At 44.3% G+C, this 23,557-nt stretch carries 20 protein-coding genes and 2 pseudogenes; 18 read left to right on the forward strand and 4 right to left on the reverse strand.

The annotated features are described in order from the left end of the window. The first annotated feature begins 88 nt into the window (after positions 1 to 88). From J2T13_RS21780 to J2T13_RS21825, 10 genes and pseudogenes are all read left to right on the forward strand, one after another. A complete protein-coding gene (locus J2T13_RS21780; RefSeq protein ID WP_429374469.1) occupies positions 89 to 1,528 on the forward strand; it encodes a response regulator transcription factor in 1,440 nt (479 codons plus the stop codon). 145 nt (positions 1,529 to 1,673) lie between these two features. Then, the gene (locus J2T13_RS21785) at positions 1,674 to 3,173 is read left to right on the forward strand and encodes an ABC transporter substrate-binding protein (protein WP_429374470.1); all 1,500 of its coding nucleotides are present in this window, start codon (positions 1,674 to 1,676) and stop codon (positions 3,171 to 3,173) included. Positions 3,174 to 3,266: 93 nt separating this feature from the next. Further along, positions 3,267 to 4,196, forward strand: a complete 930-nt coding sequence (locus tag J2T13_RS21790; RefSeq protein ID WP_429374471.1) for an ABC transporter permease — start codon at positions 3,267 to 3,269, stop codon at positions 4,194 to 4,196. Positions 4,197 to 4,218: 22 nt separating this feature from the next. Next, entirely contained in the window at positions 4,219 to 5,109 is an 891-nt protein-coding gene (locus J2T13_RS21795) for a carbohydrate ABC transporter permease (protein WP_429374472.1), read from the forward strand. Between the two features lie 80 nt (positions 5,110 to 5,189). Next, a complete protein-coding gene (locus tag J2T13_RS21800; RefSeq protein WP_429374473.1) occupies positions 5,190 to 6,296 on the forward strand; it encodes a Gfo/Idh/MocA family protein in 1,107 nt (368 codons plus the stop codon). 39 nt (positions 6,297 to 6,335) lie between these two features. Continuing rightward, positions 6,336 to 7,238, forward strand: a complete 903-nt coding sequence (locus J2T13_RS21805) for a sugar phosphate isomerase/epimerase family protein (protein ID WP_429374474.1) — start codon at positions 6,336 to 6,338, stop codon at positions 7,236 to 7,238. Between the two features lie 111 nt (positions 7,239 to 7,349). Beyond that, positions 7,350 to 7,685, forward strand: a pseudogene (locus tag J2T13_RS21810) (Gfo/Idh/MocA family protein); the annotation flags it as partial. 42 nt (positions 7,686 to 7,727) lie between these two features. Further along, complete coding sequence (locus J2T13_RS21815) at positions 7,728 to 8,459, forward strand: Gfo/Idh/MocA family protein (RefSeq protein ID WP_429374519.1); 732 nt, start codon at positions 7,728 to 7,730, stop codon at positions 8,457 to 8,459. Then, the gene (locus J2T13_RS21820; protein ID WP_429374475.1) at positions 8,459 to 9,268 is read left to right on the forward strand and encodes a sugar phosphate isomerase/epimerase family protein; all 810 of its coding nucleotides are present in this window, start codon (positions 8,459 to 8,461) and stop codon (positions 9,266 to 9,268) included. Before J2T13_RS21815 ends, J2T13_RS21820 begins: the two co-directional genes overlap by 1 nt. Before the next feature lie 260 nt (positions 9,269 to 9,528). Further along, positions 9,529 to 9,609 carry a hypothetical protein gene (locus J2T13_RS21825; protein ID WP_429374520.1) on the forward strand — a complete coding sequence of 27 codons (81 nt, stop codon included), beginning with the start codon at positions 9,529 to 9,531 and terminating at the stop codon, positions 9,607 to 9,609. Positions 9,610 to 9,684: 75 nt separating this feature from the next. Here the strand turns inward: J2T13_RS21825 and J2T13_RS21830 are convergent. Together J2T13_RS21830 and J2T13_RS21835 are read right to left on the reverse strand one after the other, a co-directional pair. Further along, positions 9,685 to 10,218 (reverse strand): annotated as a pseudogene (locus tag J2T13_RS21830) (nucleoside hydrolase); the annotation flags it as partial. A 148-nt stretch (positions 10,219 to 10,366) separates the two neighbouring features. Next, positions 10,367 to 11,182: a class I SAM-dependent methyltransferase gene (locus J2T13_RS21835; RefSeq protein ID WP_429374476.1), complete on the reverse strand. Its 816-nt coding sequence runs from the start codon at positions 11,180 to 11,182 to the stop codon at positions 10,367 to 10,369. 231 nt (positions 11,183 to 11,413) lie between these two features. Between J2T13_RS21835 and J2T13_RS21840 the strand changes: the two genes are divergently transcribed. From J2T13_RS21840 to J2T13_RS21875, 8 genes are all read left to right on the forward strand, one after another. Beyond that, positions 11,414 to 11,611, forward strand: coding sequence for a hypothetical protein (locus J2T13_RS21840; RefSeq protein ID WP_429374477.1), 198 nt, complete (start codon positions 11,414 to 11,416; stop codon positions 11,609 to 11,611). Positions 11,612 to 11,807: 196 nt separating this feature from the next. Next, positions 11,808 to 12,743 (forward strand): hypothetical protein, encoded by a 936-nt coding sequence (locus J2T13_RS21845; protein ID WP_429374478.1) that lies wholly within the window; start codon positions 11,808 to 11,810, stop codon positions 12,741 to 12,743. A 181-nt stretch (positions 12,744 to 12,924) separates the two neighbouring features. Beyond that, positions 12,925 to 13,110 carry a hypothetical protein gene (locus tag J2T13_RS21850; RefSeq protein WP_429374479.1) on the forward strand — a complete coding sequence of 62 codons (186 nt, stop codon included), beginning with the start codon at positions 12,925 to 12,927 and terminating at the stop codon, positions 13,108 to 13,110. A gap of 380 nt (positions 13,111 to 13,490) precedes the next feature. Further along, on the forward strand, positions 13,491 to 14,030 hold the full coding sequence (locus tag J2T13_RS21855; RefSeq protein WP_429374480.1) for a sigma-70 family RNA polymerase sigma factor: 540 nt from the start codon (positions 13,491 to 13,493) through the stop codon (positions 14,028 to 14,030). Next, on the forward strand, positions 14,023 to 15,369 hold the full coding sequence (locus J2T13_RS21860) for a DUF4179 domain-containing protein (protein ID WP_429374481.1): 1,347 nt from the start codon (positions 14,023 to 14,025) through the stop codon (positions 15,367 to 15,369). Before J2T13_RS21855 ends, J2T13_RS21860 begins: the two co-directional genes overlap by 8 nt. 410 nt (positions 15,370 to 15,779) lie before the next feature. Beyond that, entirely contained in the window at positions 15,780 to 17,531 is a 1,752-nt protein-coding gene (locus tag J2T13_RS21865; RefSeq protein ID WP_429374482.1) for a VWA domain-containing protein, read from the forward strand. 17 nt (positions 17,532 to 17,548) lie between these two features. Further along, a complete protein-coding gene (locus tag J2T13_RS21870) occupies positions 17,549 to 18,421 on the forward strand; it encodes an N-acetylmuramoyl-L-alanine amidase (RefSeq protein ID WP_429374483.1) in 873 nt (290 codons plus the stop codon). A gap of 142 nt (positions 18,422 to 18,563) precedes the next feature. Next, complete coding sequence (locus tag J2T13_RS21875) at positions 18,564 to 18,761, forward strand: hypothetical protein (RefSeq protein WP_429374484.1); 198 nt, start codon at positions 18,564 to 18,566, stop codon at positions 18,759 to 18,761. A 192-nt stretch (positions 18,762 to 18,953) separates the two neighbouring features. On the opposite strand, the gene J2T13_RS21880 is transcribed toward J2T13_RS21875, so the two are convergent. Then, positions 18,954 to 21,386 (reverse strand): zinc ribbon domain-containing protein, encoded by a 2,433-nt coding sequence (locus J2T13_RS21880; protein WP_429374485.1) that lies wholly within the window; start codon positions 21,384 to 21,386, stop codon positions 18,954 to 18,956. A 38-nt stretch (positions 21,387 to 21,424) separates the two neighbouring features. Continuing rightward, the gene (locus tag J2T13_RS21885; RefSeq protein WP_429374486.1) at positions 21,425 to 23,395 is read right to left on the reverse strand and encodes a VWA domain-containing protein; all 1,971 of its coding nucleotides are present in this window, start codon (positions 23,393 to 23,395) and stop codon (positions 21,425 to 21,427) included. Between the last annotated feature and the right edge of the window lie 162 nt (positions 23,396 to 23,557).

Here is a 23,557-nt window from a genome sequence, read left to right on the forward strand (position 1 = left end):
TTTTCTGCTCATATGTTCACGATCGTGGTAGCCTTCATACCGTCGTTATGAAGGCCTTTTTTTCGGGCAACTGCGCAACCAATCCAAAGTGTTATGCGATATCGAGATGCCGCAGGGCAATGGTCTTGAGCTTCTTGCATGGGCGAAGGAGCATTACCCGTTAACGGAATCGGTGTTTATGACCTGCCATGCCGAGTTTAAACTGGTGCAACGCGCAATGCAGCTCGGCAGCTTTGACTTTTTGCTGAAACCGGTACCAGCCGATGAGTTATGCCAGGTGGTAAGCAAAGTAGCCAATAAAATAAAGAAGGATAACGAAATCAAACAATACAGCCCGATCGGCCAATATTGGTACCGTCATCAGCCTTTGCTTGCGGAGCGATTCTGGATGGACATCATTAACCTTACGATTCCTTCCAGCATGGGGATGATCCGGAAGGAGGCCGCTGAACGCCGGATTACGTTTGACGTTAACTTGCGTGTTCTTCCGCTCCTGCTGGTCATCAAACGATATCACAAGACTTTTTCACCGCGTGATGAGAAGATCATCGAGTATGCGCTTAAAAACAGCAGCGAAGAGCTGCTCGGTCTCCAGGGCAATGGACTGTTGTTCAGGCTGGAAGACAGGAAGCTGTTGGCTCTAATTCCGATTGAACAAGACGTTCCTGAACTTCGGAAAGTGTTAAAGGAGCGCGGGAGCATTTTCATTTCTTCGGCCGCCAGTTACTTTTACTGTGACGTATCGATTTACGTTGGCAACGAGGTTAACAGTCATGAACTAAGCGAAGCGGTACGTTGGCTCGAGGATTGGGATAAGAGCAATGTTGCCGTAGCCAATAAAGTATTTGTATGTGCTGACAGGAACTACAGGCAGAAGCCTGTTGAATTTCCTGACATGACGCTCTGGAACGTACTGTTGAAAGAGGGACGCGGACATGATGTGATAGCGAAAGCGGAAGCGTTCCTGAACAGTTTAATAGGCTCGGATCAAATCAACGCAGAGATTTTATACCGGTTTCATCATAATTTCCTACAAATAGTTTATTATGTATTGAAGCTTAACGGCATAGACGCGCATTTTCTTTTTGATAATCATGCGTCCGCAGATTTATTCCAGCACGCGATTCGTTCCGTGACCGATATGATCGATTGGATGAAGCATACGGTAAACAAGTCGATGGAGTATGCAGGCACCGTTCAGCAATCGCAATCGTTCATGGCAAGTGTGGACGCTTACGTGACCTGTAATTTGGAGAACGATGGGTTAACTCGTGAGAATGTGGCCAGACATGTCTTTTTGAGCCCAGATTATTTGGACCGGATTTGCAAAAAAGAGGTCGGGTGCTCAGTAACCGAGTATATCGTGAGAATGCGGATGCAACTGGCCAAGGAGATGCTTCTCATGACGAATTTGCCGGTGGGAACGATTGCCTCGCAGGTCGGGTATTCCAACTTGGCACACTTTTCAAGGAGGTTCAAGCGATTTGAGGGAACAAACCCTAATGCTTTTCGTAAGCGCATGACTTGAAGGTCATGAACTGGATACAAGAAGTCGAACAGGTCCAAGTCGAATGTCGAAAATGGAGTAGTGTGCGGTCCTGCCCCTTAGTAAAATGAATTCAGATTCGTTTTAAATATAAAACGAATAAGAAGAATACAGGGGGGGATTTAAGATGAAAAGGAAAGTTGCTTGGGTAAGTTTGATGCTTGCCTTTACACTCGCACTGAGTGCGTGCTCAGGCAGCAAAACGAACAACACAGCAAAAAATGAAGGCGCTTCCAATGAAAAACCTTACGAAGTCGTGTATGCATACCCGACGTTCGACAATGTGCCGCCGGATATTCAGTTGGTCCAAGAAGAAATCAATAAAATATCCAAAGCAAAAATTAATGTTACGGTTAAACTCATGCCGATCAGCAGTAGCGCTTTCATAAACCAGATCAACTTGATGCTGTCCGGCGGCGAGAAACTGGATATGATGGCCATGTTTAACTACAGTACGCAAGTTTCCAATGGCGCATTGTATCCGATTGGTAACATAATGGAGCAGAATGCGCAAGGCATTATTGACGCGCTTGGTCCGGAATACTACAATGCCACCAAGATCAACGGTGTAAGCCATGGGGTGCCAAGCATCCGCGACCTGGCGCAGGACTACGGATTTGTACTGCGCAAAGATCTGGTTGACAAATATAATATTGATCTTAGCCAGATTAAAACGTTCGATGACTATGAGAAGATATTTAAGATTCTCAAAGAGAAAGAGCCTAACATGGTAACGGCCACCAACCAAACCAATGCCTCTATTCTGGGGTCCTACGAGCCGGATGACCCGCTCGGCGATGAACTGGGGGTTCTGCTTAACAGTGGGTTGAACGACCTGAAGGTGGTTAACTGGTTCGCTACGGAAGAATACGAGCATATGCTCCGCAAGCTCCGCGAGTGGTACTTGGCAGGTTACTTGCTTAAGGATGCGACCACGAATCCGGAATCGAATGCAGCGGTTATCAAATCCGGCAAAGCCGCGGGGTATTTCTCGCAAATGAAGCCCGGGTTCGAGGCTCAGGAAAGCTTGATGAACGGCACGGAAATGGTTGCAGTACGAACGATTGAGCCGGTGGCCAAGACAGATACCGTGACAAACGTCACCATTGGAGTTTCCGCCCAATCGAAAAACCCGGAAAAAACGTTGCAGTTCCTGAACTTAATGTACACGGATAAGGATATCGTCAACTTGATCGACTGGGGAATCGAAGGGAAACATTATGTGGAAATAGAAGGCCAAGACAACGTAATCAAATACCCGGACGGCGTTACCGCCGAAAACGTAGGATACAAAAATTATAATTGGATGCATGGAAATCAATTCCTGTCCTATGTATTTGAAGGAGAAGATCCTGAAGTTTATAAAGAGCTGGAGGCCTTTAATAAATCCGCCAACAAGTCCAAGGCTCTCGGCTTTACCTTCAACGGACAATCCGTCAAGACAGAAATTGCTGCCTGCAGTGCGGTGCTCACTCAGTACCAAAGAGTATTGCAGAGTGGTGCGGTCGATGTCGATAAGGCGCTTCCCGAATTTCTTAAGAAGCTGAGTAACGCGGGGATCGATAAAATCATCGCGGAGAAGCAGAAGCAACTCGATGCATGGGCCGCTGCTAACGGTAAGTCATAAGATAAGACAAGACGAGATCCAATCGGCCTAACCACCGGTCAATTGGATCGTGTCTTTCGGCCTAAATGAATAACGGAAAAGGAGTGTCGTTTCATGAAACTTCACATCAACAGAGCGAGGAAACCGTTCTCTAAATATATTCCGCTTATGGTATTGATGCTTCCCGGTTTGGCTTATCTGCTGATTAATAATTACTTGCCCATGCTCGGAATCTTTATTGCGTTCAAAAACGTTAATTTTACTCAAGGAATTCTTGGAAGTGATTGGGCAGGTTTTAAAAATTTTGAGTATCTTTTCAAGACAAGCGATGCCTATATCATTACCAGAAATACCATTTTGTACAATGCGGTCTTTATGATTCTCGGCACGATACTGGCGATTACTTTTGCGATTCTGCTGAATGAAATTACCAAGAAAATCGCCTCCCGGTTTTTTCAAAGCATTATCGTGCTTCCGCACCTGATTTCATTCGTTGTCGTCGGCTACCTGGCCTATGCCGCTTTCAGCATGGACACCGGGTTTATGAATAAAACGATTCTTCCGATGCTTGGGATTGGCGAAATTTCATGGTATACGGAGCCAAAATATTGGCCTTATATTTTGACCCTGGTCCATTTATGGAAATCGATTGGATTCTCATGCATTGTATACCTGGCCTCTATTATCAGCATCGATTCGGAATATTACGAGGCCGCAACACTGGACGGTGCGTCGAAATGGGCGCAAATCCGAAGAATTACGATCCCGCTGATAACGCCTGTCATCGTGATGCTGACGCTCCTTGGAATCGGGCGCATGTTTTATTCCGATTTCGGGTTGTTCTACCAAGTTCCCATGAGCAGCGGTGCGATCTCGGACACGACCAGTGTCATTGACACGTATGTGTACAGGGGCTTGATGGTAACAGGAGATATGGGGATGGCATCGGCTGCGGGAGTCTATCAGTCTATTGTAGGGTTCATTCTCGTTCTGGCCGCCAATTATATCGTACGTAAAATCAATCGGGAGAACGCGTTGTTCTAAGATGGAAAGAGAGGTGATCCGAATGGCGCTCGAAAACAAATTGATAAAGTGGCTTGCTTATATCTTGCTTGGATTATTTTCTCTTGCATGCATCGTCCCCTTTGTTTTGCTGATTGTATCCTCACTCAGCAGCGAAGCGAGCATTATTCAGAAGGGCTATACGTTTTTTCCTGAAACCTTCAGTTTGAAGGCCTACGAATATCTGTGGCTGCATCATATGGATCTAGGACGTGCATACGGAATTACTGTGTTCATTACGGTTGTTGGCACGGCGGTGAGTCTGGCAATAACATCCATGCTGGCCTACCCGTTGTCCCGAAGGGATATGCCACATCGTAATTTTTGGACCTTCCTTGTATTCTTCACCTTGCTGTTTAACGGGGGACTTGTTCCGACGTATTTGGTTTATACGCAAATTTTTGATATCAAAAATACGATTTTCGGGCTACTCGTACCCGGACTACTGATGAACGGCTTTAATGTGCTCCTTGTCCGAACCTTTTTTCTCACTTCCATTCCCTCTGCATTAATCGAGGCGGCAAGCATCGATGGGGCGGGTGAGATCAAAATTTTCTACCGAATCGTACTTCCCTTATCGCTGCCGATTATGGCAACCATAGGTTTATTTCAGGCCATCAGCTATTGGAACGATTGGTTTAACGGCTTGATTTATTTGACCGATTCCCGATTGTTCGGCATTCAGACGATTCTGACCAAGATGATTATGGACATCCAGTTTCTGACCAGCAACAGCAACGCCGTCGGTTCAGGTGCCGGGCAAGCGATTGCCGAAATTCCAGGCACCTCCGTGCGCATGGCGATTGCGGCGATTGGCGTCTTGCCAATTCTGATTACGTATCCCTTCTTTCAAAAATATTTCGTAAAAGGGATCACTATCGGCGCTGTAAAATAACTGAGCCATATCACTTGCGGCCAATCAGCGAAAAAAAAGGAACTATCAAGTTTACCAGTTCAGTAGGAGGTGAGAATAACGTGAATGTGAGTCTGGATTTTAACATCGAGACAGAGCTGCCCAACCGCAAAGACTTTCGGATTGGCTGTATCGGCTCGGGCTTCATCATGAGGGATTGCCACCTTGTCGCTTATCGTGATGCCGGATTCAATCCGTACGCTATCAGTTCGCGCACGCCGGCGAACGCGCGTGAAGTCGCTGAGCAGCGGGGAATACATCAGGTGTACGAAACATGGCAACAGCTCGTGGCCGATCCGCAAGTGGAGATTCTGGATATCGCGGTCCCTCCTGATCGACAGCTTGAGATTGTAAGAGGAGCCGTATCGCAGCAGCATATCAAGGGGATTTTGTGTCAAAAGCCCCTTGCGATGAACAGCAAAGAAGCCCGCGAAATCGTGGCTCTCTGTGAAGAGGCGGGTGTCAAGCTTGCCGTCAATTCCAATATGCGCTACGACCAGTCGATGCGTACCCTCAAGACGATTTTGGAGCGAGGCTATCTCGGGGAGCCGGTATTGGCCACGATTGAAATGCGTACCATCCCGCACTGGCAGGAGTTTCTGCGCAAGTACGATCATCTGGAGTTGCTGAATATGGGCATCCATCATATCGACATCTTTCGCTATCTCTTTGGTGATCCGGAACGGGTAACAGCGTTGGCCAGACGTGATCCGCGAACCTCTTTCCGTCATCTGGACGGGATCACCCAGTACACCTTTCAGTTCGCAAATGAGCTGATGGCGACAAGCCTTGACGATGTCTGGGCGTGGCCAGGTGAAGGGACTGAAAAGGACATCTACATCAAGTGGCGCGTCGAAGGTCTGGACGGGATGGCGCAGGGAACTATTGGCTGGCCCGATTATCCGGCCCGGACTCCCAGTACATTGGCGTTCACATCCAAACATACGCCTGGTGGATGGCATCGGCCGGCGTGGGATACAGCATGGTTCCCGGATGCGTTCAAGGGGACGATGGCCCAACTATTGCGGGCGGTGGAAACCAATACCGAGCCGGAGATCGGGGGGCGGGACAATCTGAAAACCATGGCCCTCGTAGACGCATGTTATCGGTCGCTTCAGGAAGAACGTACAGTCGAATTTGCTCATGAACTCGCGCTTATCGGCGTTTGATTCATAGAGACAACTCACAAAAAATGGAGGAATCGACGCATGTTTTCTGTAGGTATTTTTAATGGATATTACCCGTATTCACTGGAAGAGTCTATAGCTCGTATCAAGAAAGACGGATTCAGTTGTGTGCAGCTTGATCTTACATTCAAGGGGATGGATTTGTCTCCAGAGGTGCTCACCAAAGAGAAGTGCCGGCAGATTCGAAACGCATTCCGCGAAGCGAACCTTCCGATTGTAGCCATCTCCGGCTATACCAACATCATTCATCCGGATAAGAAAAAGCGCGAGCAGAACCTGTTCAGTCTTAAAACCATTCTGAAATTCGCTTGTGAACTGGGTTCTCCATACGTTGTCAGCGAAACAGGGACGTACAATACGGATAGTGACTGGGTGTGGGATGAGAAGAACGGAACGGAGGAGGCCTACGAAGAAACAGCGGAGATCATCGAAGACTTGGCGAAATTTGCATATGACCATGGCTCCGTATTCCTAGTTGAAAACTATGTGAATAATGTGATCGGTTCGGTGGAGCGGCTGACCAGATTGTTCGGAGATATCAACCATCCCGGCCTTGGCCTGCTGATGGACCCTACCAACTATTTCACGGACAATAACATTGGAAGAGTGGATCAGGAAATCAACCGTATCTTTGACACGCTGGGACCGAGAATCAAACTTGCCCATGCAAAAGACTGCAAGCCGGCGGAAGACACTTCTGAGAAGCATGCGGATATTGACGCCACCGAAGCGCATTCGTTCCGTGGTGCTGGTGCGGTGGAGCTGCCGGCGCCAGGGCTAGGCATATTAAACTATGATCTGTACCTTCAGCGTCTATACAAGCTCCATCCTAACATCCCGATCATTATTGAACATCTAGACGAGACGGACATTCTGCGAGCCAAGCGTTTCCTAGATGGCAAGCTTAAGGAAGTCGGCTGCTAAACGTTCAAGCCTATATGCATTGTCGGACTGACTGACGATGTGATCCAAGGGGAATAGAGAAATTCAAATTATGACCAACAAACGGAGTGAGTAGCTGTGACACAAAAAATAATGATTATTGGAGCCGGAACGATTGCCAGACATCATGCAGAAGCATTCAATAAGCTTTCTCAGGCTGAAGAAGCGGAACTATACGTAACAGACCTGAACGATCAGGCCCTCCGGGATTTCTGCACTCTAATTCCCAAGGCCCGGCTATGCCGGGAACTTGACGAGATGCTGGAGCTTCCCGTTGACGACAAGGATATCGTGGTAGTGGCAACACCGCCCCGTACCCATCATGAATTGGCCATAAAGGCGCTCCATTCGGGTAGGCACGTGCTTTGCGAGAAGCCTTTTGCTATGAACCTTAAAGAAGCCGAAGATATGGTGCGCAAGGCTGAAGAGCTGGGTCTCCTTATCGCTTGCTGCAGTTCGCGCTTTCTCGATGTGGAAACGACTGGGCACGCTATCAAACTGCTTCAGAACGGAGCGCTTGGGAAAGTGTACCGCGTAGAGTTCGTTCGCAAAGCCAGGAGATCCCGACCCGGGGTTGAACATTTGCCTTCCCTGAGGTGGTTCCTGAACCGGGCTGTTAGTGGGGGCGGTTGCCTGATGGACTGGGGTCCCTATGATTTCACGACATTGAATGAGGTTCTCAGACCTGTTCGGATTGACGTGCTGTCTGCCTGGATGTCCAATCCAGAGACGGTGCTTGCACAAGAAATTGAAGTGTTTGATGTGGAGGAGCATGTCGGGGCAACCCTCCGCTATCATAGAAATGACGGCAGCAGCATGATTGTCGATTATGAGCGAGCGGCCTGTACGCATGGTAAAGAATATGCAAATGCTCAACTGGAAGGTACGCAGGGTGCTGTTTACTGGGACTGGCTCTGTTATTCAGGCGAGGGAGACCTTACGCACGTGTATGACGAGGATGGAAAGGCGAAAGAAGAGACGACTTCCTTCTCTGCGCCAGCCTCAATGTTGACGCTAATGGACAAACCACTCGTCTTCTTCGACCGAACAATCAGGGGCCAGGATGCACCCTCCGTAGTCAATCGCAAGGCTTTATTCAACTTTGCGATCATAGATGCCATCTACGCTTGCGTCCAGACGGGAGCGCCCCAGACCATCGACATGGATTCGATGGATAACATTAAGGATAGAGGAGTTAAATAATGAACAGTAAAGGATATTCATCAGCGCATTACGGTTTCATGCATGAATACGAGCGTTTGAACGGCACCCCTATTCCTTTGGAGATTTTGATGAGAAAAATTGCGGAATCGGGGGTAAGTGCGTTCGAGAGCGACCCTACGGACGAGCTTGTTTCCCTGGCAAAAGAATATGGCCTTTCCATCTCGGCCGCATATGTGGGCATGAACCTCCATGAAAGCGCTGATTCGCTCCAACTGGACAATAATCTGCTGCCGCTGCTTGAACGCATGGCCTGTCACGAAGTTCCCACACTTCTGCTGAATGCTAATCCTAAAGGGGGATGGTCTTCGCCGGAAGTAAAGACGGACGATGAGTTAAAGCGACAAGGAGAAAATATAGCCCGGATTGATGAAATAGCCAAAGCCTACGGCATCGTATGCTGCTTTCACAATCACGGCGCAACAAGGCTGCTCGCCGAAGGCGATCTTCGCTCAGTAACGGAATTCGCTGGAAAAGAGGTTAAACTGTGCATAGATGCGGGGTGGGCACATGTCGCGGGGTTTGATCCTATAGCATGGATACGTACCTATTCAGATCGGGTACACGCTGTTCATCTGCGCAATCAACGTGGTCCCGTGCCTTCGGTTCAATTCGATGAAGGGGAATTGGATGCCGCTGAATTGTTGTCGACGCTGAGTGAAATCGGTTATTCCGGCTGGCTGACGTTTGAACTGTACCATTTGCTTGAGACATCGTCTGCCTTGAGCGTAGCGGAGGCGACCAAACGGTCGGTTGCTTTTACCGAAAACTTCTATCGGAACCATCAATAATCCCCTGCTTTTACTGTGCCTGACCTGACTCCAAGAAGTGATACGCAACATGTCAAACAGGAGCTTGGTCATGCGTTGAACAGCGGGGAGCCTCCCCTTGACCAGAATAACCAAATTACTCTTGAATCGGCCAGCAATAATAGGGACGCTGTGGATGCAAAAATAGCTTTTGATGCACCACATCTTGGTGATGCGACGGCACTCAACTTATAGATTAGTATATCAATTATCTAGCAGCAGGACTTTCAACACTTATTGTTATATTTCGTCTACAAGTTATCATTGTTGGTGGAGGGATAAGTAATCAGCGTGAATATCTTATCGAACATCTGAAACAATAAACTAATTAAGCATACATTTGCTACAGAGCAGATAGGTGTGTTGCAAGAAGCGTTATCCATCCACTCCGTACACAAGGAAATTTTAGGTTCACCTTCTGTAGAGCCGATGGTCTGTCCTACCTCTTCTCCCTCGGTAACCACCGTAACCACCGTAACCACCGTAACCACCGTAACCCTCATCGGAACAGTTGTCACAAAGGTAGGGTCGATGACCGCTCCAACGGCAAGTGGATCATGGAGTGCACAACCTCCGATACCGGGATAGAATGATTCATAAGCTCCCATATAGAATTCTGCCATCTCCGCGAAGAACATCGCAGCTTCCTGGCCAGAAGAGCGCTACACTTTAAGCTGTGAATTCGGTAGGAGCGTCTGCATCGTAACATCTAGACCAACCAATTTCAGCTTCACACCAGAAGAGAACACATACTGCGCCGCCTCAGGATCAGCTACGATATTAGCTTCGTCATAAGGCGTCACGTTTCCTGGAACATTTACCGCCCCGCCCATAACAACGACTTCACCGACCAGCGTAACGATTTCAGGCGCTTTCTGTATCGCCAGTGCTTGGTTCGTCAGTGGACCTACAGCAATAATGGTAATTTCATGGGGATGTTTCTTAACCTACTTTTTGAGCCGCGTAGTGTGAGATGAAGTAGAATCACTCTATGATTCATGGACTACCAAGATTCGATCTTATGCTAGCTAGCTGAACCAACAGATAGGTGCTTAGCAAAAAGCACCTATCTGTTGGTTTTTACGTTTTTCTTCCTATATATAATAAATGAGATGAGACGCCTAAGACGGAGGGGTCTTTAGCCGTTCTAATTAACAAATCAATAAATTTCTTATACTCTTCCTCGGACTGTTCCGCCCAATATTGTTGTTGTTCGTTAGTCAATATTGCACCAATATTTGTAGAACCAATCAGCTCCATCGTTTCAAACCCGTTACTCTCCATAAAAGGTTTTATTTCCTCAACATTAAAGTAGTAAACTCCTGTGAATCTCCCTTGATCACTATGATTAAAAATTCCGGTATCATGAAATTGATTGATCGCTTCTATATTGTCGTTAGGTTTCCATACATGTGGATTCTGTAAAGACATCAGTAACATTCGAATACGTGTTTGAAAAGCAACAAAAACAATTCCGTTATTTTTGGTTACACGGTATAGTTCCTTTACTGCCTTAAGTCGTTCATCTTCTTGTTGTAAATGATATAGAGGACCTAACATTAACGAAGCATCGAAGGTCTCATCTTGTATTCCCTCTAGATGTGTAGCATCTAAAACATGAAACCCATTAAAATGATCCAGCAAGTCTAGTTGAGACGCTTTGTTCCTAGCAACGTCAACTAATGTGGGGGTAATGTCGGAAAGCGTGACAAGATGTCCGAGTTTAGCCAACTCCATTGCATATTTCCCAGGGCCAGCGCCATTGTCCAGAATCGTACCTAAGCGAGGTAAATATTGTTTCATGAAGTGCCAATTAATAGTGAATTCTAAGGGTTCTCTATCCAACCGGCCCCACTCATCAAAACTGGAATAGTAATCAATGATTTCATCTTTCATTTGCAGAACACCTTCCCCTATATAAATGATGTAAATTAGCTTTATCCATCAACCCATCCACTTTATCTGAAAAAATCAAACCTCTTTCCTAAATATCGCACCTCCCAATGGGAAAATATCCCACTTATAATAAGATTGTACACTATAAGGGGGTAATAAAGTGGCAAAAATATCAAAAATGTTAAGTCTCACTCTTACAGCGACTGGCAATTAGTTTAGCTGCATGTGGAAATGGCACGAAAAACAACGGAGGTAATACAGCAAGTTCTGAGAGTGGGAAGACGACAGAAAATGTCGCTGAAGGTCCCCGAGAAGGTCGCTGATAAGGAAGTTGAAATTACCTTTCAGGATATGAAGCATTTCACACAATACGAACAGTCTCTCCATGAGGCAAGTCATACAGCATTACAGGTACAAACTTTCGTTTAGAGCCATCGTTTGCGCAATCTATTTGTGCATAATATGGCTTATTTTTCGAATAATAAGGGTGCTACATCAGATTTACAAGGTGCGATGACAATTACTAAATTCACCTTCGATGATGATTTTTGAAGAGAACTTGGGAAAAAGGAATGGTTCAACTTTCTATTTGCGACTTATATACGTATAGAAAGGGGATTTTTGTATGACAACTAAGAATTGGATGAGGCAAGGTGTGGCTAGTTTACTCAGTATCGTGTTGGTATCAGGTTTAGTCGGTGTGTTTGCTCCAAATACAGTCGAAGCTGCGACAGACTATAGTGCTTTTAAGAAGGTATCCGTGAAAGGGCCAGCTATTCCAGGTCTCTCGAATAAAAATGAATGGGTACCCCAAGGACTTGCAGTCGTGTCCAACAAGAATTGGGTCATTGCATCTCATTATTGGGGAGGGAGCGGTAATAAGGCCACTTCTATTTCCATTACAAGTACTACAACCAAAAAGCGTCTTAAAACATTCTATTTATATGAGACTAGTAGCAAGAAACATACGGGACATGCTGGAGGACTTGCGGTTAGTAAAAGTCATTTATGGGTTGCCTCTGGCAAAAGCGTGTATAAAATTGCACTCAGCTCCTTATCAAGTAAAAAAGACTATAGTAATGTAGTCATGACAAAATATGCTTTGGGACATAAGGCTTCATATGCCACATATGCCGAAGGTAAACTATGGGTTGGAGAATACATTGATGGCGAAGATAGTGGTAAAATGGCATGCACGGCAGGCTCGTATGGCAGGGTGTATGCCTATACGTTGAACAGTAAGGACGGGCTTGCATCGAAGCCGAAAGCTGACTTCTCTTGGGTGACACCTGATCGGATTCAGGGCATGGCTTTAACCAAGAACCGTGCAATATACAGCCAATCCTGTGGACGTAACAACTCTAGTAAATTGCTTATATATAAACGTGGTGCATGGGGTAAACAGGTTAGTTCCTTGACCATGCCACCGATGTCGGAAGGTATAGCACTTTTTGGTAGCAAGCTATACACGAATTTTGAATCCGGTGCACGTAAATATTCGAATGGAAGTTATCCGCTTAAGAACATGTATATCATCAACACCACTAAGTTGAAGATGTAATCTGTTGAAAGGCATAGCTTAGTAGAGCAAGAAGAAGGGGCTCCGGCTGAAACCGTGTACTCCTTCTTTTTGTTCTTTATTTTTTACTTATTTGTGGGTCTATTCGTTTGGTTTGGGATACAGAAAATAAGGTGCGTCATTTTTATCATTTAATCCATGTATATCTAAAGGAGGATTAGGAATGAAAAAAGTTAAAAAGTGGATTGGTAGTATCCTTGCAGTTGCCATGGTCATGTCTCCATTCACATCTGCAATTTCTGCGGCAACCTCTGCCCCGTCATCAGTTTCCAGGGGCTTCGGAGATACACAAGGTCATTGGCATGTAGAGCCTCACCTGTTTTTATTGGAGAATAGGAGGTGGATATGAAATGGATTTGGCTTTTATCTTAGTGACGCTTTACTTGAGTGTCTCGGATCGTACGCCATTGTCTATTGATCAAGCGTTTTCAAGAAAACGTAGCGCATAACAGAGGGGTTCTCAGTATGAAAGACTAGTCTGCTTGTAGACTGGTCTTTTTGCTTATATTTTTGTATTTAGACTAGTATTCGACACGCTGCTATTTTCTGTAATATCTCGCGCATGGTAATATATGGTGTATTATAATTAATGATTTATATAACGGAAGTTAAACTCTAAAAATTGTTTGTTGAAATAGGCAAATAGCATTTGTCATGAAATAAGCAAAACCGTTTGGTGGTCTGCGGAGTCTAATAGATATAGAAGCAAAGAGGCAGGGGAGGAAACGCATGAATAACGATTTGCTGGCACTTGCGGCTAAACAGGGCGATGATGCCGCCTTCTACAGCCTCATTACACAGCAACAGGAGAAAATGTACAGGATTGCTTATACATATTTGAAGAGTGAGGCCGATGCTCTTGAAGCCGTGCAGGAGGTGACCTGCCGCGCTTACTTGAAGATCCACAGATTGAAAGATCCGAATTATTTCAGCAGCTGGCTGATCCGCATTCTTATGAATTATTGCGCTGATGAGGTCAAAAAAAGATCACGGAGAAACGGTAGGCCACAGCTGGTAGCTACTGCTGTGGAGCAAGACTTGGCGAGCGGCGAATCTGCGCTACTAGAGAAGGTGTTACTCGAAATGGCAGTCGAACAGCTAGAAGGCAACTATCAGAAGGTAATTCAACTGAAATATTATCACGATCTAACCATTACCGAGATTGCAAGAACGTTGAAGAAGCCAGAAGGTACGGTCAAAACATGGTTACACAAGGCTCTCGGTGGGTTGAGGCAGCAGCTGGAGAAGGAGGATAAATCGAATGGATGAGAAGTATGAGGATAAGGAGCAGGAGTTCCCGCAGTTGGAGGCCATGAAGGGACATATCGACCAGCTTGTAGTCCCTAGGGAAATCAGTGAGGCAGTCCAGAATGGCATGGGTCAAGGTAGGGTACGTAGGAGGCGCCGGGTGATAAGAAGAATGGTTTCCTTCACTGCGTGTCTCCTGGTACTTGTATCGATAGCTTCGGTTCGATTTTCGCCCGTTGTCGCCGCATATGTCAGCGATATACCCGGTCTCCGCTCACTCGTTCAGCTTATTAACAATGACAAGGGTCTCCAGCTTGCGTTGGAAAATGACTTTATGCAGTCGGTTGACCAATCTATTGAGCATGACGGCATTAAGCTAACGGTGGATAGTCTTATCATCGATAAATCGCGAGTTATCGTATTCTACACGTTGGATAACATGGACGGGCGAAAGCGTGCTATAAATCTTGTAGATGTGAAGCTGCTTAATTACACTGAGACGTCTACCTCTTTCGGGATTTCAGATTTTAAAGAAGATTGGGAAAGTAAGCAAGGAACGTTCGACATTAGTTTGAACAATGAAATCGATATCCCAGACAACCTAGACTTGAACCTTAGGGTCGGTACGGGTAACAGGGCGACCGAGAGTAGTTCAGTCTTTCAATTTGAAATCCCTGTCGACAAAGAGAAATTTGCAGGGCTGAAGGAAACGTATGATATCGATCAGACGGTCATAGTGGAAGGTCAGCGGATAAGCTTCGGAACAATGACCATCTATCCGACCCGAATTGGACTCGAAGTAGCTTATGATCCATCCAATACGAAGAAACTATTTTCCTTCGATGATATTCGGATCGAAGACGAACATGGAGAGACATTCGGTACGATTACCAACGGCATATCTAGTTCGCTAATGGATGATAATCGACAGGTGCTCTATTTCCAGAGCAACTATTTCCGCAAGCCCGATCAGCTTTATTTACGCGCTAGCAGCATAAGGGCACTCGATAAAAGTAAGCTTGAAGTACTTGTGGATCTCGATCGTAAGGTATTGCTCACTCGCCCGGACGACAAGCTAACATTTGATCCTGCTGGCGTCAGCCGAGAAAAAGGTAAGAAAGCGCTCGTCTTCCACCTGAAGAATGAAGATCCGCTTGACGAGAATCGTATATTCAGCTTATTCGATACCCGTTATAAGGACGCGACGGGCCAATCATTCGAATCGAACCAGACGGGGGAAACTTCCACCGGTGAGGTGCATTATTATATCGAGAAAGCGGACTATACAAGCCCGCTGAAGCTCACGATTTCCGATTACCCTTCACGGATCCGTGGCGACATCAACCTGAGAATCAAATAATGGCATGCGAAAAAGCTGATCCAGTGATGGACCAGCTCTTTCTTTTTTTAAAATATAAGAAAGTATAAGTTTCACTTAAATCAATTTCATAATCGCCGATGCATCTAAATCGATTTGCGTAATTATGAAATTGATTCTTGATTCTTGATACTTTACTCCTTATATTTCTGCTGAAACGGGTGCCGTCTTTGAAAAAGGACGGCATTGCGGTTTCTACTTGTTAATCTAATTCGCATATGTGTCAGATATGTCAATATCACAAAGTCGTAGGCGGGTACTCCCAATTTTGTGGATGCATAATTATGAATTTCATCGTAGAATAGTGCTTAGGGTATATAAATGTTAATTTTTAGGTGGGGTATGTAGTTGTCATCTAGAACCCTGTAAATTATATCAGAGGAGACAACGTTATGTTTTGTACGAACTGCGGTGCAAATATTTTGTCAGTAGGCCGTTTCTGTGAAAATTGTGGCCACAAATTAGGAGGGGGGGAAGCAGAAATACAGCAAGTGGAGGATATCCCGGAATCAAATTCCGTAAAGGGAAAGTTTACCTTTAAGTGGATCATAGGAGCCTCTGTCTTGGCGCTTATCCTACTAGGAGGATTGGGATACTGGCTTCTTAGAGGAGAAGATAATCAAGAGTTAGTACAAGCCCCCACAAAGGCTACCCATGGAGCTAGTGAACAGGCCGTAGATGAGCAACCGGGACTTCTGGAAAGTGAAAAAGGAGACACGAAATTAACAAAAGAAGTAACAAATGAAGGAACAGAACAAATACCAGCAAGACCCGTTACCTCTGAAGCAGAACCTGTATACATAAAAGTAAATCAAGTTGATTCCGCGAAATATGAACAGGGAAAGGTAGACGTTTACTTTTCTTTATTTGCCGATCAGAATTACGAGAATGAATTGGGGAGTATGCCGCTGACGAAGGAAATGTTTAAGGTTAATCAGTTGCCGGTTGAACAAATCTCTCAAGTAGAGAATGTTGATACCGTAAGCGTTAACTTAGTGATCGATAAAAGTGGGAGTATGTCCGATTCCCCAAGCAGTGCAGTGTCACAACAGAAAATGGCGTTAGTTCGACAAGCTGCCGTTGCTTTTATAGAGAATGTACCTGCCACTGCCAAAGGGCAGTTTGAGGTGTTGTCATTCTCTAGTTACGTTCCAACCGTCGCAGATATCTCGTTCACCAAGGATCGGAGCAGCGTTAGCTCCTATTTAGAGAATTTAGAATCCGATGGTGGTGAAACTGCCTTGTATGATTCTTTGACCAAAGCCTTGTACGATACTAATATGCAGGATGGGCCTAAATACATTATTGCTTTTACTGACGGACAGGATTCAAATTATGGCTCATCCGTACAATCTGTCATTGAGTTGTCTAGACAATTGGGTATTCCGATCTATTGTGTTGGGTTTGGAGACATGGGAACAGATTTACAGTTGATATCCGAGGAGACCGGGGGACAATATTTTGCAATCAGCATAGATGATAATTTGCAGCAAGAGTTACAGCAGATCTACGGCAAGGTGTTTCAGAGGTATGTGAAGCAATACAAAATAACGTACACCCCCCAACAGAAGGTATCGCCAGGGAGTGAGTTCGATCTAACCATGGAGATGGAAACAGCGGAGCAACAAGCGCAGACTGAAGCGTTAACCTTTACACGCAAAATGGATACCAATTCCATCAATGTTTTGAACGGGTTATTTGAATATCAGGTCAACTATGCGAATGCTGTAAATAGTCTGGATTTTAAATTAGTTGGCGATAACATCAGGAGTGACTCTTCATTCTACAATAATCTGCGGAAACGGATCGAGGTGGATTATGTTAAAGCTAACAAGGAAGGAAAACCTAAAATTATTGATCCCTTGGACAATTATCGCGTAGAGTCTATCTCACACCAAGTTGATGGATCATACCAAATTGTGTTCTTTAAGTTCTTTCCGTTACGCCTGAATAACGAGGATGTGTATGAGGCGGATCTTAATACATACACATTAGTTCAGGACAAGATGACGAATAAGTGGCAAATCAGTGAGTTTGGCAGAAAAGAGTGCTCGATCTATCGTGACCTATCAGACCCGGGTTCCCTATGTACTGAGAATGCAGTGGATACATTATATAGTGGTGACCCTTGGACTAAAAATTAGGAGTTGTATAATCAATAATGAAATCTATTGCGGTAAGTATTTGTCTATGTTTCTCGGTATTATGGTCAGGTTGTAGCAGTACAGCACCGGAGAAAGCCCTTGAAGATCCATTATCCTCAGGAGGAGGCATTACAATATCAGATTCTCCCGATATAATCCGAACTGAAGTGGAGAAGGGAAAGTCTGCTCCTGTGGTACAGACGGCCTCCATTGTCGTCCCGAATCAGAACAAGGAGTCACAAAAGCAGGAACTAGAGCTTAAAAAGCCTATCATTTGTATAGAGGCGGGGCACCAGGGTAAGGGAAATTCGAGTCTAGAGCCGAATGCGCCAGGTAGTAAAATAATGAAGCAGAAGGTAATGAGCGGAACTCAAGGTATCAAAACTAAAAAACCAGAGTATCAATTGACCCTTGAGGTGGCTTTGAAGCTGGAAAAGGCACTAAACAAAGATTACAAGGTGATTATGGTTCGACGTACAAACGATGTAAATATCTCTAATAGTGAGAGAGCAATCTTATGCAATAAGGCTAATGCTGATTTGATGGTTCGGCTACACGCGGATGGGAGTGATAACCATCAAATAAAGGGGATGTCCTTTCTGTATCCCTTATTAGACAGTAAATACACAAAGGAAATTGCTCCGGAGAGTCTAGAAGCCATTAAGATAATCTCGAAGTATGTCATTAAGGAAACAGGGGCTAAGTCCAATGGTCTGAAATCGCGGGATGATCTGACGGGATTCAACTGGCTTAAGGTGCCCTCGATTTTGATTGAAATGGGCTTTATGACGAATATAGAAGAGGATGTACTCATGAGCACATCTGAATATCAGGATCTCATTGTGAGGGGGATACAAAAAGGATTAAAGGCCTATTACGCTGATTTATAAGGATGGCCGATGTTGGAACTTCTTTTTATTTGCTAATATGTTTACTATGCTTTCTGTATGAGTGGGCATGAAGTGATCATCCGTATATGAGGAGGGCGTTATTAAAAAATTCAATAAATTTGTTGATAAGAACGTAGCGAACGTGGCAGGTTTCGCGGGAAGAGACGCTACCAAAGAAAGTTTTTCTATGCGTCAAACAGGGTTCCTTGATCAACAAGAGGAGCCGATTCTGAAGGCATTAGAGAAAGAGTTAAACTCAACCAAGCTAGTTAATAAGCTTACAGCCAAGATTATGAAATCCGATGACAACAAGAAAGTAACCTTCATCTATTCTTATTAAACTAAGGTGAATGGTTCGGATCAGACGCTAGAAGCAGAATTAGTATTCAAAACACTAAATAGTAAAAGTTACGCCTTAGAGAGTATTAATGTAAGATAAATATTCCTTTAAGTTTAAACAACCTCTTTTAATTTAAAAAGCCTACCCTCAGTCAAATGATCTGAGGGTAGACTTTTCTTTTGGGTCTATAATTTAGAATGTAAGACCGTACCTAATCGGAAGCATAGCTTGTACACCACTGTCGATTAACTTCTTATCATTACTACCAAGATACTCCCACAGATCGCCTTCTCCGTTCTTTAATCGATACTCGGATAAGTAGAATAAATGGGTGCCTTTATTATAGTTGTAGAAGTTGACATCATCACTGATTTTAACGCTTTTCTCTCCCCGTTTCATGAATAGGGATCCCATCAGACGTTTGTCATTGAATTCGGTCATATATAAGAGGACATCATCATTAGGATAAAAGGTAGTATATCCAAGCTGTACGTCGTAAGCAATCTTGACCTTCTTACCGTCACTATATGTTAATAACTCACCTTGGTCATCCTTTACATCTTTGTAATACAAGAGATCATCGTTGACCATCATGTATTGATCCACATTCTCGTCAATAACCTTGCGATTACTGAGCTTGCCCTCAAGGAGATCCCATACGACTAGCGTACCGGTAGAAGAATCTGCATCGCCTTCAGTATAGTATATTTTTTTGCCATCGTCACTGAACGTGAAGTTGTTGGAGTCCTTCGCATCCTCGGGCATTTCCTGTTCCGGTGCGCCCTTTAACACGATATAGCTACCCTTACTTTCACTGGTATTATTCTCAAAAAGATCTTGAACATCATAAGTACTGCTGATTTCGGATAGCTTGACCTTCTCGACTTTGCCATCAACCGATTTCACATAAATGATGGATTTCGAAGCGGCATCCGCATAAGTGATATGACCAAATTCGTTGGAAATTTCCGTTTCTTTACCCTCGGCATATAGAAATAATTTCTGGTTAGTAGTCGATAACTCCTCGTTCTTCAAATCACTTCTGAGACTGTCACGTTGCAATTTATCATCATATAAATCCATTGCTGCATAATACTGATCATAGTCTACTTCATCTGTGGTATAGGTATCTCCCCAATAGTCCGTGTTGGTTGTCTCATGTTCAAAATCGCTGTAGCTGGGTTCAGTTATTTTGAGATCTTCGGCAGCCATATCATCTTCAACCCAATCGATTAAGTTAGAACTGTTCATCGTTGTCCGGGTGAAGTAGAATTGACCTGTCGAACTATTGGATTCTAAGCTGTGGTAATCGGAGATAAGCTTTTGCTTATCTTTACCGGCTTGTTTTACATAAAGTGAGTTGATGTTTAGATTTTCGGACTCATCATCATCAACATCATTAGATTTAGTGTAATAAATCGTTTTTAAGTCGCTGGAGTAATTGACAATGTTGTTGATATCACTGTCAATTTTCACTTTTTCACTTTTGCTCTCTACCGACTTGGTGTAGAGGTCGTATGTCTCATCATCAGGCGTCTTCATATAGATGATGGAAGAATCATCCTCTGAAAGTGAATAACCGTCGGATACATTATTATCAATTAGAATTTCCTCTTTCATGTTATAGAGGTATAAGCTACCGCCAGTTGTGTCTTCATAGTTTTTCAAATAAATGACATAGTCTCCGGAAGCAGAAATCTGAAATGTTCTATATTGGCCTATACTAAGATTGGAGGCGATACGAACTCCCTGATCCGTGCTATTGTCCCCGGCCTTAGCTACTTTTGTCGGGTTACTATAATACAGATTAGCTGTGCCATCGTCACTAATTTTGTTTAGATAGAACATGCGATTTCCGCTTGCATTCAGCTTAATCCATTGTTGAGCACTCTCTCCCATTTGGTAGAATGAGGTGCCCTGAAGAGTGGTTTCCTCGTCGGAAGATAAATCAAGTGCATCTGTCAATTCTTCTTTATCAGCATCTAGCCAGTTTCTTGTTGCTTCTATTGGCTTATCCTGCTTGTTAGTCATGAGCATAAGTTCGAAACCCTTAACATATACAAGCGGAGAAGATTTAGAGGAAGTTGAGCCAAAAATGGACCACGCAACTACAGAAAGAAGTACAACTCCAATCAATGCGGATGCATAGATAAGAGGTCTTCTGGTACGTTTATTAACTATGCCCTCTAATCGTTGATTGAGCCCACCCAATGGCTGTTTTTGTTCGCTTAATGCTGGAGTTTCTGCTGAAGCTGCGCTCTCTGTTAAAATCATGAGTTCCGGTGCAGAAGTTTTTGCAGCGACGACGTGAGCTGTCGTCTCTTCAAGAACGATCTCTGTCTCGACATCGACGACGTGAGCTGTCGTCTCTCCAAGAACGATCTCTGTCTCGACATCGACGGCGTGATCTGTTGTCTCTTCAAGAGCGATCTTAGTCTTTGCAGCGACGACGTGCACTGTCGTCTCTTCGACCGCACCCCCCGTTTGCGTTGGAGCTATTAACTCCTCCTTATCTTCAAGGGGAGTAAGATTTGCCGGAAGCAGAAGCTGACCGCAATCCTTACAGAATTTTGTGCCCTCTGCGCGAGCCGCACCGCAGTTAGAGCAGAATTTAGCCATACCCATGATTACATTCTCCTTTTAATTCTTCTTGTTGTTTCTTTTTAGTTGCATTTCTTCTTTGTTGCATAAGTATCATCGACATAACAGATGTCAGGAACTGTAGATTCGACGGTAGAGTCAACAAGCCATGTATTATTCTGACTGATAAGATTATATGTATAGGCTGTTTCCTTAAAGGCGATGCTCTCTACGCTGCCATTCTCCCATACAGTTCGTTTAAATCGTTTCTTGACCTTAAGTTGATATTCGTCTTCGGCTACTTTTGTAGCATCTTCGAGCTTATAGATGGGAACATCAAATTCAAAATAAGATCCGGAAACTCGTGCCTCATTTATGCTATTGACCTGATTAAGAACAACTTTGTACACAGATGTGGGTGAGCTGCTATTGACGGTTACATAGGGAGACAGGTAGGACATATCTCCTGAACTCATCGCGTTTGACCAATTGATCTGATACATTTCCATCGCAGTGGCAACAGCAGGGTCATCCAGCAACCGTGGTGTAACGGGTAGTTTATGCTCGAGATAATATTTAGGTGAGTTTACAAAGATTCCGGCAGTACGAGCTGCCTTTTTCGGATTGGCTGAAGTATATGTAGCTACATATTGAGCTTTTTTCTTGGTATAGATAGAGTTGTAGAATTCGCCAAGTCTATCTATATCCGAGCCAATAGAAATGTAATCTCCGTTGCTCTCCCTAGCAATCCGCTGTAGCTCATCATCATGATCTATACCTACTGCATAAATAGGTACTCCTAGCTGAAGTGAAGTGTTAATAACGGTTCCTGCGCTGACAGCGCTTTGATTGCTAATGTCATTGCTGCAGTTCTCTCCGCCATCTGTAAAAATAACGACATACTTCGAGCCATTTGCATCATTGTAGGCTATGTTATATAGGGCTTGTTCCAGAGAACGATACAATGCTGTACATTGTCCATAGGAATCCAACTGGGAAATTTCCGATGTAATCGCATTTTTGTTATTCGTAAATTTATTCTGGGAAATTTCCGTTGCTCCGGCAAAGCTCATCAGTGCCATTTGGTCATTCCCAGAGATATCCGACTGATTGACGAATTGAATAGCCTGACTCTTTACCAGCTCCATAATCCCATCCATACTTGTACTTACATCAATGACAACATTGGTGCTAAGTGATTCTTTGACCTCTGACATTTTTGCTAGATCCAAACTTTGCAACGCCTGATTCCCTTCCTTAACTTGTAGGAATGATGGCTGAGTGGAAATATCCTCAACGAGTTGCTGATTGGAATCATATAACGAGAAAAACAATTTAACCTGCGGATATTGGTCCGTGTTGTAGCTGACATCTCCAATAGTAAGCATTTGTGGCTGTGGAGCGTCATAATGAGCTGTGGTTGTCTGATCTAAATAATGCAGTTCAATATTCCGCGGCTCTGCTTTGTTATGATTGACGTTAACAACGTTAGTTTCATAAGAAACTGTCAGTTGACTACTTCCAGAGGGTTCCACCAAAGAAACCGTTTGAGACACTCCGTTTTCCGTGACTGTGAAGTTTTGCAGTGATAAATCCAAAGATTCAATATTCTTTGCCTCAAGCACTAATTCAATTACAGGGTAATCATTGTTAGTAATAGTGCTAATTTTAATCGGTTGTATTTCATGGGTTACAGAGTCAGCATCAGCAGTCGTTGGTGTATCAACGTTCGCTGCTACGGAGTTCTCTGAAAGTGGAATCGCTTTTGTTGATAACTGTACAGTGAAGATCACGATCACTGCTGAAATTAACAATACAGATGCCAAACCGATGAACAACCATTTGTTCAAAGGACGTTTTGCTGTGATCGTATGTATTTCTTCTTCCTGAGTTAACGGGACGCTTTCTGTTACAACAGCTACAGGAAGTTCCTCTGTTTCCTGCACCAATGGCTGCTGATTGTTGGGAGAATCTTGCTCGATCATAGAATTCCCACAGTGAACACAAAATTTACTATTCTCCTCGTTGTCTTGACCACAATGTGTACATATCAATATTCAAGCCCCCAGATGTAAAAATAATAAGTAAGGCGAAATACCCAAACTTTCCAATTCACTCATTAGAACCTAGTATATATAGTTCTAGAGTCATACGCCATACTTTTCCGTAAAAACCCTTTTTTCGACATATTAAGATCGTGGAGAGCCTGAGATTCT

The organism is Paenibacillus sp. DS2015 (assembly GCF_050433705.1).
Taxonomy (GTDB): domain Bacteria; phylum Bacillota; class Bacilli; order Paenibacillales; family Paenibacillaceae; genus Paenibacillus_AQ.